This is a genomic window from Blautia sp. AM47-4 (genome assembly GCF_003479865.1).
In the GTDB taxonomy this organism is placed as follows: Bacteria; Bacillota; Clostridia; order Lachnospirales; family Lachnospiraceae; genus Fusicatenibacter; species Fusicatenibacter saccharivorans.
On record NZ_QUHY01000012.1, the window covers coordinates 42,869 to 57,326 of the forward strand.

The 14,458-nt window shown below is 47.8% G+C and carries 11 protein-coding genes and 1 pseudogene; 1 reads left to right on the forward strand and 11 read right to left on the reverse strand.

Features of this window, described 5'->3' with window-relative positions; genetic code table 11:
* From DW965_RS09615 to DW965_RS22135, 6 genes and pseudogenes are all read right to left on the reverse strand, one after another.
* Complete coding sequence (locus DW965_RS09615) at positions 1–1,110, reverse strand: bifunctional histidine phosphatase family protein/GNAT family N-acetyltransferase (RefSeq protein ID WP_119198340.1); 1,110 nt, start codon at positions 1,108–1,110, stop codon at positions 1–3.
* Between the two features lie 330 nt (positions 1,111–1,440).
* A complete protein-coding gene (locus DW965_RS09625) occupies positions 1,441–2,046 on the reverse strand; it encodes a thymidine kinase (protein ID WP_117802704.1) in 606 nt (201 codons plus the stop codon).
* Positions 2,047–2,138: 92 nt separating this feature from the next.
* Positions 2,139–2,369: a hypothetical protein gene (locus DW965_RS09630; protein WP_119198341.1), complete on the reverse strand. Its 231-nt coding sequence runs from the start codon at positions 2,367–2,369 to the stop codon at positions 2,139–2,141.
* An 82-nt stretch (positions 2,370–2,451) separates the two neighbouring features.
* Positions 2,452–4,077 carry an AAA family ATPase gene (locus tag DW965_RS09635; RefSeq protein WP_119198342.1) on the reverse strand — a complete coding sequence of 542 codons (1,626 nt, stop codon included), beginning with the start codon at positions 4,075–4,077 and terminating at the stop codon, positions 2,452–2,454.
* Between the two features lie 122 nt (positions 4,078–4,199).
* Complete coding sequence (locus tag DW965_RS19925) at positions 4,200–4,613, reverse strand: hypothetical protein (RefSeq protein WP_243036565.1); 414 nt, start codon at positions 4,611–4,613, stop codon at positions 4,200–4,202.
* A 272-nt stretch (positions 4,614–4,885) separates the two neighbouring features.
* Positions 4,886–5,149 (reverse strand): annotated as a pseudogene (locus tag DW965_RS22135) (exonuclease domain-containing protein); the annotation flags it as partial.
* Between the two features lie 283 nt (positions 5,150–5,432).
* On the opposite strand from DW965_RS22135, the gene DW965_RS09645 reads away from it, so the two are divergent.
* Positions 5,433–7,490 carry an ATP-binding protein gene (locus DW965_RS09645; RefSeq protein ID WP_118601459.1) on the forward strand — a complete coding sequence of 686 codons (2,058 nt, stop codon included), beginning with the start codon at positions 5,433–5,435 and terminating at the stop codon, positions 7,488–7,490.
* A gap of 35 nt (positions 7,491–7,525) precedes the next feature.
* Here DW965_RS09645 and DW965_RS09650 read toward each other — a convergent pair whose 3' ends face one another.
* The 5 genes from DW965_RS09650 to DW965_RS09670 all read right to left on the reverse strand — a co-directional run bounded on the left by DW965_RS09650 (position 7,526) and on the right by DW965_RS09670 (position 14,419).
* A complete protein-coding gene (locus DW965_RS09650) occupies positions 7,526–8,701 on the reverse strand; it encodes a glycoside hydrolase family 130 protein (RefSeq protein ID WP_119198343.1) in 1,176 nt (391 codons plus the stop codon).
* Complete coding sequence (locus tag DW965_RS09655) at positions 8,691–9,869, reverse strand: AGE family epimerase/isomerase (protein WP_055221154.1); 1,179 nt, start codon at positions 9,867–9,869, stop codon at positions 8,691–8,693. Before DW965_RS09655 ends, DW965_RS09650 begins: the two co-directional genes overlap by 11 nt.
* A gap of 18 nt (positions 9,870–9,887) precedes the next feature.
* Positions 9,888–10,910 (reverse strand): glycoside hydrolase family 130 protein, encoded by a 1,023-nt coding sequence (locus DW965_RS09660; protein ID WP_117510535.1) that lies wholly within the window; start codon positions 10,908–10,910, stop codon positions 9,888–9,890.
* A 305-nt stretch (positions 10,911–11,215) separates the two neighbouring features.
* A complete protein-coding gene (locus tag DW965_RS09665) occupies positions 11,216–12,217 on the reverse strand; it encodes a substrate-binding domain-containing protein (protein ID WP_119198344.1) in 1,002 nt (333 codons plus the stop codon).
* Between the two features lie 12 nt (positions 12,218–12,229).
* Positions 12,230–14,419 carry an alpha-galactosidase gene (locus DW965_RS09670; RefSeq protein WP_118750366.1) on the reverse strand — a complete coding sequence of 730 codons (2,190 nt, stop codon included), beginning with the start codon at positions 14,417–14,419 and terminating at the stop codon, positions 12,230–12,232.
* Positions 14,420–14,458 lie beyond the last annotated feature (39 nt).

A 14,458-nucleotide genomic window follows, 5' to 3' on the forward strand; every position in this document is an offset into this window, starting at 1 on the left:
TCACAGCCTTTCTTTCAGATTGCAAAATGCATCCGCTGTCAATTCATAGTCAACGGATGATTCCAACTCACCTATCTGGTTTTTCCACGAATCGTGATGAACTGCCGTTTTGCGGAATCCAAGTTTTTCATAGACGTGCTGTGCTCTTGTGTTTTTGAGGTTGGTATCGAGAAAAATGGCATTTGCTCCCATGCGGAACAGTTCTTCGATGAGCATGCTCAATACAACTCTTCCAATGCCTTTTTCCTGATAATCGGATTCACAGATTTTAATTCCAATCTCGTATCGATGATTTTCGAATACATAGAAACTCATTTCCCCGATTCGCACATCATTATATTCTATGATCAGTCTTCGTCTGGTTTCATCGCTGTCGTCGGCAATCTGTTTTTCTATTTCCGCTGCGCTTGTACCAAGTCCATTGGGGAATCCGGCATGAGCCATGACGGTTCCATCGTTCCACCAGGCGGCTAACTGTTCACAGTCTTTCTTTTCGGCATTTCTGATGCATAGATGATTGTATTTTATGTTCATTTCTTTTTTCTCCATAACACGAATATCCGAAAAAATATCGTTTTCAAAAAGGATTTCAAATCCATCTGCCGGCTGAAATCTGCCATTCAGGATTTCTTTTCCATGGAAGGATATTTTTCTTGCTTTGTTCGCCGCATCTTTCACCTCGATCTCACAATACGAAAGCAAATATGCGCAGATTGCCGTTGCATGAGAAACCACGAGTGCTGTTTCTCCTTCTTCCATCTGTCCGACGATAGAATCGATCGCGGTTTTCATCCGCACCTTCACTTGATTTAACGATTCCCCGCCCGGATTGCGAAAATCGTGATCTTCATACTGTTTCAGCCAGAAATCCTCCCTGGCATCCCCGATCGTTCTTTCATGCAGCTCCTTCACAATGACCGGGTGATCTGCGATGAATTCAGCCGTTTCCATTGCTCTCCGATAAGGTGAAGAAAAGCATCTGTCCACATTTGAAAATATATTTCTTTTTGATACAGCAAGCGCTTTTCCCTCTTCCGATAGAGGAATCTGCTCATTCGGCATATCCCCTTTTTCCGGGATGGAATGCCTCATTAAAAATATTTTTTTCACTTCACTCTCCCCTGCTGTTATTCCTAAAGTTTTTTAATCAAAAACATCTCCATCGGCTTTTTTCCATATCCTTTTTCTGATGTTCCCCAGCGATAAAAAGCATGGTGCAAAACGGAGTATTATCCCAGAAAAGATTATATTGCAGCAATCAAATGTTTCCAGCGGACCTGCTCTTGTGGATATTCTTGATAAACTGATACGAATGGATGTTGTTGCAAAAGAAGCTCCTATTAACGATGAAAATGATGTGTCGCACGGACGGAAGCTTCCCACAGTTCCACCAGCGTTTCCATCCGCGGCATTCCCTCCTGTACTTCATATATTGTTATCTTACTCATCTTCCTTCCACAGCTTTCCTTCTTTATAATGTTTCCTGCAAAGCGCCACATAACTCTCGTTCGATCCAAGGAAAATCTGCGCGCCTTCCCGAACGATTTTTCCGTCTGCGTATCTCGTATTGCACTGCGCCCGTCTTCCGCACCAGCAGACCGTTGGGACTTCCTCGATGATGTCAGCGATTTCCATCAATCTTCTCGAACCCGGAAACAGATGTGTCTGGAAGTCCGCACGCAGACCGTAGCAGAGAACCGGAATCCCATAAAAATCCACGATGTCCGAAAGCGTATCAACTTCCTCCGGAGAAAGAAACTGCGCCTCGTCGATCAGAACCGCATCCACTTTCTTTCCGTGATACCGGTATTCCCCGCTGTCTGTACTCCAGGTCTCTGAAATTTCTTTTAAAAATTCATCCACATATTCCGCCGGTGCCTCCAGCCCGATGCGGGACTTGATTTCATGTTCTCCGTCGCGGTTGTCCGTCCGCGGTTTCAGCAGAACAGCATACTGTCCGCGCTCCTCATAATTATAGCGAACCATCAAAATATTAGCAGATTTCGAACTGCCCATCGCGCCGTAGCGGAAATATAATTTTGCCATTGTTTTTCGTCCTTTTGTCTTTTCTTATTCTTTCAGTTCTTTCCGTAAAAACGGCTCCTCATCAAGCCAAGTCTCTTAAAAATCATCGCCTTCTATTCCTTCCTCATTTTTCTTCGAATCACCCACCGAACCGCCAGCGTCACCGCAATCAGAACCGCCGCAATTACGCCATCCCGCAGAATCCCTGTATACCACGGTGCAGACCACGTCTCATACAAACCGGGGTGTGCTGTGTAGTCATAATACGTATAAACGCTCTTTCCAAGAAACACGCCAACGACACACCACAGAAAAATTCCGGAAATTTTATGGATTGTTTTCATTGCTCTGCCCCCATTTCTTCTCTATAACAGAAAACTACCGACAAACCTGCTTTTATCGATAGTTCTCTTACCTCTCAAGCACTCAATTTAAGCTTTCCACTCTACACCTGTGCTTTTTCTCCGTCTTTTCATACCCAATTCCCACAGCCAGTATTTTTCCTGTATACTTTTTCTGTTCTGCAAGCCGCGGCACAAATTTTAATGCATACTTCCTGTCTTTGATCTGCTGAATTGCTTCTTCCGGAGTGTGGTCTACTTTTAGTTCAAGAATAATTCCATCTGCGGTCAGATCATATGGATAGAAAATAAAATCCACATACCCAACTCCCGCCTTATCCTCACGCTCTACCCGGTAACTGTCACGCGCAGCCAGGTATACCAGATTGACAATGGCTGACAATTCTGTCTCATGGTTGTACGACAGCAGCGGAACTTCCGTATCGTGCACCAGTTCCAGAATTTTTTCCATCGTATGCGTATCTCCCGCCAGAGTCGCTTTCAGCATTTTCTCGGACTCTTTCGCCAGGCGATATACATATCCCAGAGATTCATTCTTCATCAGCAGCTCATCAAACTTCTCCATCAATTCCCTGTTCGGAATAGACACTTTTCCATTCAAATAGCTTAAAAATCCATACACCACCATCGCAGAGTAAATTTCATCTCTCGTAGACAGGTTCATGGAAGTGGCCGCATATTCCTGTATTTTTGCCGAAACTGACTCTCCTGCTGCCATCAGTACAAGGTCATCCCTGACGTCGGATACATTATTTCGAATGTAATAATAAATTTCATCATATGGACCTGAGCTGGTCCAGTAATTTGCCAGATTGTTAAACTGCAGTGCAAAAACAACGGAGCGTGGATTGTATACCCGCTCTCCCGCTTTTGTATAATAACCGTTATACCAGTCTCGCAGACCTTTTCGCGTCACATTTTTTATTTTTCTCTGTTTTTCGCATTCTCTACAGTACCTTTCATACAAATCATCCACTTCGTCATCTGTAAATCCAAAGTATGTTCCGAACATTGGTGAATTTACCATCGTGAACTCCGCAAACATATTCAGTTCCGATCCGCTGGAATATTTCGCAATCGGCAAAATTCCCGTCATATACGATAAAATCACATAGGGACGGTCCTTCAGCAGATTACTTAAAAATGCCACATACTTTGCTTTATCCGCTTCTGTTATAAATTCCCTGTGAAAAATAAAATCCCATTCGTCCAGAACAAAAATAAATTTTTCGCCATGATACTGTTGAAAGATCTCTTCCAGAATATCTCCAATCGCATCTGTTTCACTGGTTTTTGCATCCGGATACGCTTCCCGCAGATCACTGATCAGAAGTTCTTCCACACGCTCGATATACTGTCGGTAAGATTCACAGTTTCTCGGCATTTTACTGAAATCAATCCGAATGACGTTATACTTGTTTTTGTATTTCTGGCAGTCATCCGCTTCTGAAATTTTAAGCCGGTCAAAAAGTTCACCTGAATCAATACCCTTCTGAAAAAACGAGCTGATCATATTGGCCGCAATTGTTTTTCCAAATCTGCGCGGCCTTGTGACGCAAAGATGGCGATTCCCTGCAGCCACATAGGGAAACAGTTCCTGCAGCAGCATTGTTTTATCCACAAAATACGGGCTGCGGCTCTCACTCTGATACAGGGTATACGGTGTCTGACTGTTTAAATAAGCTCCCATTCTGCGCCTCCTCTTTTCATACGTTCCATTATTTTTTATTATAACCGATCCCGCTCTGTTTTCCAATTAAAAAGGCAGAAGAAATGAAACCTTTTATCCCGTTTCCATTTCCTCTGCCTTTCTTACATTTCTTTCCTCTTCTGATTCCTCTTCTTCCGCAGGTTCTCTTTCTTCTGCCGGATTTCCCCCGCCTCCTGTTCGCTGCTGATGCGGATGGTTTTCACGACGAAGAGTTTTCCTTCATCCGAATGTTTCATGCGGGCTTTGCCTTTCAAATATCCGTGCTCCGGGCACCAGGCTACGCAGTAGTAGTTTTTCCCGCCGGCCGAAAACCAGCGTAAGCGTTTTCTTGCCGTTTTCCCGCAGATGCAGCAGTGCGTGCTGCAGACCTCGCGGTCGTGCATGGCTTCTTCTTTTGTGTCGAATTCGCGGGAGATGAATTTCGTGTAGCCATTATAGACGGCGTGGATCTCCTCTTTTTTCGATTTCGGGTTCTGATATACGTCGATCGAGTCGTACGCCAGCACAACATCCATATCGATGCGCGCAAAAATGTCGGCCGTATATTTTGCATCCGAAAGCGCCTGATGAAAATGCTCGTCCTCGGGAGATGGAGGAAGTCGGCGGCGTACTCGAGCGCCCGGCGGCTCTTCATCGTTTCGTACTGGATCGCGAACAGTTTCTGTACATCGTAAAAATGAATCGGCCCGCGGATCAGCGACAGGAGGTTATAAAATTTCATGTTCCGCTGGAGCTCCGTCAGGTCTCCCGGTCCCCAGGTGCCGAACATGCACGCACCGCCGGAGAATGCAAAAAATTCCTGCACGGCCTGCGCAAATGGGATTCCGTTCTGCAGATCCTCTTCTGTCAGTCCGACGACCTCGCGCGTCCGGTGATGGAGATGCTGGTAGACCACCGGTTTTACAATCCGGTGAAACGTTCCCACCACATTCCGCTCACCATCCATCTTCACCGCGCCGATCTCAATAATCTCAAATGGCAGCTTCGGGTTCTCTTTTCCTTTTCCATAGGGACACTGGTTCCATTCCAGGTCAAAAATCACATAGTCCATTGTATTGTCAATCCTTCATTCTGTGTCGTCTGTCCCTATTATAAATGATTTTGATATAATGAGCAACTATCTGGCAATTCCATTCTCTGCCCATTCTGGCAATTTTCTTCCTGTGCATTACATTTCCCATTCATTTCATCCTGTTCTCTTTCAAACTTAACGCTTCTTTTATTGAAATCCCAGGGTAAATCCGATATAATATTTTTAACTCCGGCCTTCGTTTTTACTCAAAAAAATCACCTGAAAAAGCCGGAAATATTACGAATTTAGATGAGCATCCGATATGAAAACAAAATTAACGCAAAAACAGATTCGATTTCAGGCGCTTCTGCTGTTTTTTATTACATTTTTTCTTGTCGAGCTCTGCGCCGGTTTTCTGTATCAGAATCAGTTAAAGGAAGCAAAGCTGAAAGCTGACTATACCGCACAGACGACCATCGGCCGCGTGAAATCGCAGTTAAACCATTATCTTGCCGAATCCAATCTGATGAAACACATGATTGAAGCCGGTTATACCGTCAATGACGAAGAGTTTTCCGTCCTCTCCTCGCTGATGCAGGACGACCAGAATGTCATCAAAGCACATGAGCTTGCAAAGGACGGCATTGTCACACTGATTTATCCGATGCGTGGAAACGAAGCCGCTCTCGGACTCAATACGCTCGAAAATCCTGCCAGACGGCAGGAGGCCACTCTTGCCAAAGAGAGCGGTGAGTACACCATCGCAGGACCATTTGAACTGCAGCAGGGCGGCATCGGCGCACTGCTTTTTGACCCGATCTACACAACCGATGACAGTGGAAACAAGACCTTCTGGGGCTTTTCGCTTCTCGTTCTCGACTGGGAATCCTTTCTGGATGAAATCGAACTGAATACGCTGGAAGAAGCCGGCTATACCTACGAAATCTGGAAAATTTCTCCGGCCACCGGCGAACACGTTTCCATCGCACACTCCGGTAATTCCCGGCGTTCCGATGCCATGGAAGTTCTCTGCACCGTGCCGAACGACACCTGGCATTTTGAAATTGTACCGAAAAACGGCTGGCTCAGTCTGCTGCAGGTTTTTGTTTTCTTTGCACTCGGGCTCATCCTTTCCCTGCTTGCCTCTATTGGTTTTCTGCAGTTCCAGATGCGCCGCTATAAAGACGAGATTCACGCAGCAGAACTGGAAAAAGCCGTACAGGAAGCACAGTCTGCCAACGAAGCAAAAACACGTTTTCTGTTCAACATGAGCCACGACATCCGAACCCCGATGAATGCCATCATCGGTTTCTCGGATCTGCTGGAAAAGCACATCGACGAGAAGGACCGCGCGGTCGACTACATTGCAAAAATCAAGTCCTCCAGCAGTTTTCTGCTCTCCCTGATCAACTACGTGCTTGAGATGGCGCGCATTGAGAGCGGTAAAGCCTCGCTGAAAATCGAGCTCGGCAGCTACAGCGAGCTGATCAATTCCCTGAATGCAGTGTTTGAGCCTTCGTTAAAAAGCAAAAATCTTTCCTATCTCTGTTACAACACGGTGGAACACGATGCCATCCTCTGCGACCGGACAAAAATACGGGAGATTCTGCTGAATATCATCAGCAACTCCATCAAGTATACGCCGGAGGGCGGAAAAATTTCCGTAAAAATCGAAGAGACACCGGCACCAAGGAAGGGCTTTGCCTCCTACCGCATCACCGTGAAGGACAACGGCATCGGCATGAGCAAAGAGTATCTGCCGCATATTTTTGAAGAATTTACAAGAGAACATTCCTCCACCGAAAGCCACATCACCGGAACCGGCCTCGGCCTTCCGATCGTAAAATCCCTCGTGAATCTGATGGGCGGAACGATCGATGTGGAAAGCGAACTCGGTGCCGGAACAATAACTACGATCTGCCTCACGTTTGAACTTCCGACCGAAGAACAGCTTGCGGCTCACCAGCATAAAGACGAGATTCTCGAGCAGTCCCTGCAGACGCTTTCCGAAAAACGCGTGCTGCTTGCCGAGGATAATGACCTGAATGCAGAAATTGTACTCACCGTTCTGGAAGAAAACGGCATTCACGCCGAGCACGTAAAAGACGGCGCCCTCTGCTTAAAAGCAGTCCAGAACGCACCAGAAGATTATTACAATGTTATTCTGATGGATATTCAGATGCCGAACATGAACGGCTATCAGGCCGCAGAAGCGATCCGTGCACTCCCGGGAAAACGCGGGGAAATCCCGATTGTCGCCATGACGGCAAACGCGTTTGAAGAGGACCGCCGAAAAGCACTGGAATCCGGCATGAACGCCCATATCGCGAAACCCGTTGACGTTTCGGTTCTTCTCGAAACACTTTCCAGGTTTTCATGACCTTTACAGATCCCGATGCGCCGTAGCGGACGCTTTTATTTCTCGTTTTTCAGCAGATCCAGGTTTTTGGAGATCAGCTCGCATCTCTGTTTTACGCAGTCCGGGGATCTGTGCGGATCCTGCGGTGTGTTGAACAGATAGTCCTCGAGTTTGTCGATTGTGGTAGTTGCTACATGCATTCTTGTATCGCAGGATGCATAGTAGATGTAAACCTCTCCGTTCTCACGCGCAATCGCGCCGTTTGTAAATACAACGTTGGAAACGTCTCCGACTCTCTCTTTTCCAAGCGGAACCAGGAATACACCGGACGGCTCTGCAATGACTTTGGACGGATCGTTCAGATCGGTACCGAAGACATACAGAACGTAGCGAAGGCCTGCTGCTGTATTTCTTACACCGTGTGCAATGTTGATCCAGCATTTCTTACCTCGGATCGGCACTGCTCCAGCACCGTTTTTGGACTCGGTCAGGGTATGATAAATACGTTTGCTGATGATCTTCTCCTCGTCGATGACAGCGTGTGTGATATCATCGCAGAGTCCGAAGCCGATTCCTCCGCCGCTTCCGGTCTCAATGAAACCATCCATCGGACGGGTGTAGAAGGCATATTTTCCGTCTACGAACTCCGGATGCAGAACAACGTTTCTCTGCTGCGGAGAACGTAAGGTTTTCAGGTTGTCCAGACGCTCCCAGGTCTTCAGGTCTTTCGTTCTTACGATACCAGCCTCAGCAACAGCCGCGGACAGATCCGGATCGTTTTTGTCCTTGCTCTCAGAGCAGAACACTCCGTAAATCCAGCCGTCCTCGTGCTGGGTCAGACGCATGTCATAAACGTTGGTTTCCTCTGCGCAGGTATCCGGCAGCACAACCGGGTAATCCCAGAAATGGAATCCGTCGATACCAGTATCACTCTCTGCAACAGCAAAGAAAGATTTTCTGTCATTGCCCTCCACGCGGACAACGAGATAATACTTTCCATTCAGATAAATCGCGCCGGAGTTCATCACAGCGTTGATGCCGAGACGCTCCATAAAGTACGGATTCGTCTCCTCATCCAGATCATATCTCCAGTGAACAGGAGCGAACTCTCTTGTCAGCACCGGATACTCATAGCGGTCATAAATACCGTTGTAAAAATCTGCTTTTGTGTTCTTTCTTGCCACAAGGCGGTCTACCTTGGCTTTTTCCACATAATACTGTTTATTCAGCATCTTTTAACCTCCCAATTACTTCCATACACATACGTCCATTGTGATACGGGCATTTCCACGGTTCTACAATCGGCTCATGAATCGGGCTTCCGTCTGCATTCACGCACCAGAACCACTCAGACCCCTCTCGTTTGTCGATCACATATTCCTTGATGTAGCCCCAGATGTCTTTTGCCGCATCGAGATACTTTGTTTCCTCCGGTTTTTTCTGCCATGCATTTAAAAATCCAACGACTGCTTCTGCCTGTACCCACCAGACTCTTGTGGTATCATCCACACCGCGCTCGCACTCATTCATCAGCGAATGATTTTTGTATGCCGTGTTGTAGATATTTTCCGCAATCTCTCCGGTGATCGGCAGCAGTTTTTCCCGGTAAGCCGGATCGCCGAGCACTTCTGTACCCCGGTCGATCAGCCAGGAAGTCTCGATATCATGGCCATAAGAATACAGATCAATCAGCGTATTCCATGTCCGGTCGAAGAATACTTCCTGACGGCCTTTTTCTTTGTTATATACTTTATCCGCGAAGAGATCCATCATAAAGCGGAGACGGTCACCGGTAAACGGATCCTTTGTCACGCGGTACAGCTCGGTATATGCTTCGAAAACATGCAGCAGCGTATTCATGGTCTTCTCTGCCATGACGCCGTTCTCCGAGAGCTTTTCATTGCTCTCCGGCTTGAAATCGCGGGTAAATGCCTCGAGATAACCGTACTCGTCGGTGCAGTGTGTCTCGATGATCTGCTGCAGCGATTTTGCCAGCTCCAGCGCCTCGGTGTCGCCCGTCGCATCAAAATACGTAGACAGCGCATAAATTGCAAATGCCTGATTGTACGTATGCTTTGTCGTATCGAGCGGTTTTCCGTCGTAGGTGACAGACCAGAACACGCCACCGTACTCGCGGTCCACACACGCCTGTTTCATAAAGCGGTACGCATGCTCCGCATCGGCGCGCAGCTTCTCGTCCTTTAAGGTCAGGTACGCATTCGAGAAAAACCAGAGAATTCTGCTGTTTAAGATGCAGCCCTTCTCATACGTTTTCTGCACGTTCAGATCAAAGTCCTGATAGCCGTAAAATCCGCCGTATTCCTCATCTCTTAAGCCCTCCCAGAACGGAACGATCCGTCCAGTAAGCTCCTGCTTTACTTCCTTTGCCAAAGACTGCATCTTTTCTTTCCTTCTTTCTTATCTTCTTCCAATTTCGGTGTCAGACTCGCGTACGACACTGTTTTTCTTGATATAATCTACAATCAGATCTACGGTTGTGAATGCCAGTCCTACATACGTATCGGCTGCGCCGTAGTAGATCGCGATCTTTCCGGTCTCTGCATCGTGAATGGTTGCGCACGGGAAGGTTACGTTCGGAACGAAGCCTCTCTCCTCATACCACTCTTCCGGTGTCAGAAGGAAGTTCTGGCAGCGGTATTTTACGATGGACGGATTCTCTTTGTCGAGGATTGCGCCGCCGATGCTGTATACATAGCCATTGCAGGTGCCGCTTACACCGTGGTAGAACAGCAGCCATCCTTCGTTGGTCTCAATCGGAGCTGCGCCGCCGCCGATCTTTAAGGACTCCCACCACTCCGGGCTCTTGCTCATGACGTGGCGGTGTTTGCCCCAGTACAGCATATCCGGGCTCTCGGACAGGAAGATGTCACCGAACGGTGTGTGGCCGCTGTCGCTTGGACGGGACAGCATCACGAAGTTGCCGTTGATTTTTCTCGGGAAGAGAACGGCATTTCTGTTGAATGGAAGGAATGGATTCTCCACACGTACGAAGGTTTCAAAATCTTTTGTTTTTGCCATTCCGATGGCTGCACCGTAGAAGTCCTGGCACCAGATGATGTAGTAGGTATCTTCTACTTTTACAAGACGCGGGTCATATGCGTAAACCGGCATGAACGGTTTGCCTTCTTCGTCAACGAACTGGATTTTGTTCTCATCGAAATTCCAGTGGATCGCATCTTTGCTTCTTCCAAGGTAGATGTACGGGATTCCGTTTGTCTGCTCACCACGGAATACTCCGATGAACTCGTCGCCGTACGGCATAACGGCGCTGTTGAAGATTCTTGCTACTTCCTTCACCGGATTTCTTCCGATGATCGGATTCTCGCTGTATCTCCATACCGGTGCACCGGAAAACTCAGCCGGGCCTTCCTGCCATGGCATATTTTTGACAGCATCTCCAATAATTTTAACTTCGCTCATTTTTTGAAACCTCCATGAAAAATATTGTTTGTTTATGAGTTGTACTTTGTTTTTTTAAGTTTCTGTTAGTGGACAGAATCTTGTTTTTTCATTCTTTTTTCTCCGAACCGCCGTGTTTTATCACCCTCACGCCCAGTCCTTTAGCTTAATTTTAACATAGATGATTAATTTTTCAACTGGAAATTACTTAAAAAATAAGTTCCGTTAGATACTGTCAATTTTTAAGTGACTTTGTTGTGTAATATGTACAAAAACGGGGCATTTCAAAATGCCCCGTTTCTTAATTTATAATTCAGTTATAAAAATCAAAGCTTTACGCTCTCTTTCGGCACCAGCTGTCCGGAGACAATTTCCATATTTTTGCCGGATGCCGCGCCGCGGATCTGCTTCAGCGCTTTTTCGAGCGCTACTTTTACCATCGCCTTCGTATTGATCTCATACGAAGTGATCTTGAGATCCGGGAAACCCGGATACAGGTAATTATCGAAGCCGACAACGGAAACGTCCTCCGGCACGGAGATGCCGCGTTTTTCCAGCTCGAGCATCAGAAGGCCGGCGGTCAGGTCGCAGTTGCAGACGAACGCTTCCGGCATCTGTTCCGGGAGATGAATTTCGATCTGGCCCTGCTCATCACGGTCCTCCAGAATCCATTCCGCCGGTGTCACATCGCGGTGTTCCAGAACAGCCTTGGAAAAACCGCAGTACCGATCCATGATACTGCTGGAAAAATGAATCGAACCGACAAAAGCCAGCTTGGTCAGGCCATGCTCATACAGGTATTCCGTCATCAGATACATTCCGTGAAAGTTATCTGCGATCACGGCATCTTTTGCCAGCTCATTGTCGTAGAAATCCAGAAATACGATCGGAAGATCCACGTTTTTCTTCAGATAGTGGATGTAATCGCGGCTCGTGTCTCCCATAAGGATCAGTGCATCGACGGTCTGCTCCTTGGCGATGCACGGCACGATCATCTCATCTTCCATCTCCTGTTTCAGGATCTCCACGGTCACCATACAGCTCTTTTCCGTCGCCGCCAGTGCCATCTCCTGATACATTTTCCAGTAAAATGTCGTATACTCTGCCAGATACCGTTCCGGAATCACCACTCCGATGCAGCGCAGGCTTTTTCCCTGTGTATTTCTCGCTCCGCTTCCCGGCTGGCGGTACCCCATTTCCTTTGCAATTTCCAGAATCCGGGCACGCATCTCATCGCTGACCCCTTTCTGTCCTGTAATCGCGTTATGCACGGTGACGGCGCTGACGCCCGCCACCTTTGCAATATCTGCCAATCTTACTTTTGCCATATCCGTTGCTCCTTAGTCTACTGCAACAAAGTGATACAGTCTGCTGACGAAATCACCCCAGAAATCTTTCATCCGGAAACCGGCATTCATCAGCATCTCGCCGCTGTAAACCTCATCGGTTCCCTCCAGACGATATTTTTTCGCCGGATCAAAGCCGCGCAGGCGAACCTTGCGGGACGGCATATTTGCCTGTGCCAGCACCTGTACGTAGGTCACAAGCACTTCGCTTTTATCCTCCGATGCTACTGCCCAGCAGTCGGATCTGTGGTTTTCACGGCTGGAAAGAATACGGTAATACTCTCCCTCGCGGATCAGTTCATGATATTTGTGATACATTGCGGTCTGCTCCGGAATCAGCTTTCTCTCTTCTTCCGGCAGTTTTGTGATATCAAGCTCATAGCCGAACGTTCCGGCCAGTGCCACATGGCCTCTCGTTGTAAACGGAGTTACACGGCCAACCGTATGGTTCGGGCATACGCTGACGTGTGCACCCATTGAGCAGAGCGGGTAAATGAGGGCTGTTCCCTCCTGGATTTCCAGACGCTCAATCGCATCGGTGTCGTCGGAGCACCAGATCTGCGGGCTGTAGTAAAGCATTCCAGGATCGAAACGTGCACCGCCGCCGGAGCAGTTCTCCAGAAGCAGATCCGGGAACTCCTGTACCAGACGCTCCTGCATCGCATACATACCGAGCACGTAGCGGTGGAACAGCTCCTGCTGGGAATCTTTGTCCAGGTAGGTGCTTCCCAGGTCGCTTAACTGACGGTTCATATCCCATTTCACGTATTTGATGTTTGCACTGCGCAGGATTTTTGCCACACATTCATACGCATAATCCTGCACTTCCGGGCGGGAGAGATCCAGCACGTACTGGCAGCGGATCTCAGTCGCTTCTCTTCCCGGAATCTGAATCGCCCATTCCGGGTGCTCTCTGTAGAGATCAGAGTCCGGGGAGATCATCTCCGGCTCGAACCAGATACCGAATTCAAGACCGATTTCATTCACTTTGTCAACCAGATTTTTCAGGCCGCCTTTGATCTTCTCTTCGTTGACAACCCAGTCACCGAGGGAAGAATCGTCTTTATTTCGTTTTCCGAACCAGCCGTCATCCATAACAAGCATCTCGATGCCGTCTTTTTTTGCCTCTCTTGCGATATCGAGGAGTTTATCGGTATCAAAATCAAAGTAAGTTGCTTCCCAGTTGTTAATCAGAATCGGGCGTTTTTTGTGGTTGTACGGGCTGCGGATCATATGTCTGCGATAAAATGCATGGTAGGAACGCGTCATTTTGCCAAGTCCCTCGGCAGAGTAGACCATAACAACCTCCGGCGCCTGGAATTCATCGCCGGCTTTTAAATTCCAGCAGAACTCCTCCTGGTTGATACCCATGACCATACGAACGGTATCAAACTGGCATCTTTCCACCTGTCCGATAAAGTTGCCGGAATATACGAAGTGCATTGCGTAAACCTCGCCGCGCTCCTGATCCGTTCCCGGTGTCACCAGGGCCACAAACGGGTGCTCCTGATGGCTGGACTCTCCTTTTCCGGAGGAAACGAGCTGTTTTCCGTAACGGAGCGCACCCTGCTGGATGTGGCGTTCTCTTCCCCAGGATCCATGAAGAGAAAGCATCTCAAAGTCTTCGTTGTCCATATCGAGGCAGGCACTGTAGATTTTCTCTACCTTCAGCGCTTCACTGCCTTCATTTTTCACGCGGACACTTCGGGTGATAACGTTTTCTTTTGTAAAAACAGAGTAGGAAAGGACAACAACAAGATCAAGAACAGGATCTTTGCAGGTGATTTCCAGAGTTTCTACTTCGTCCTCGGTTCCAAAAGAAGCCGGAAGACCGGTCAGCGGGCGTTTTCCTTTGAAAATTTCATAGGAATCAAAGAAAATCTCACATCCCATACGGCCCTGTGCATTTCTTATATTCAGACAGCTCTCACGGTAATCGCCGACTCCTCCGGTCGGGTATTCCATTGGAAAACGGTCGAGGAACGAAGATTTCTCTCTCTTATTGACGGACGGGGTGAACGGCGGCTCATCCATGCGGAGCGGATACAGATCCGGCTCTCCGTGCAGAAGGGGTCCGTAGTAAACATGTCCGACGTAGCCTTCCGGGCTCAGGCCGATCACATACGTCGTATTCTCTGTATTTAACTGAAAAAGCTTTTTCTCATCATAATATAAAATCGCCATTTTCTTCTCCTTATTTCAGGTAAGCTTGATCCGCCGGGC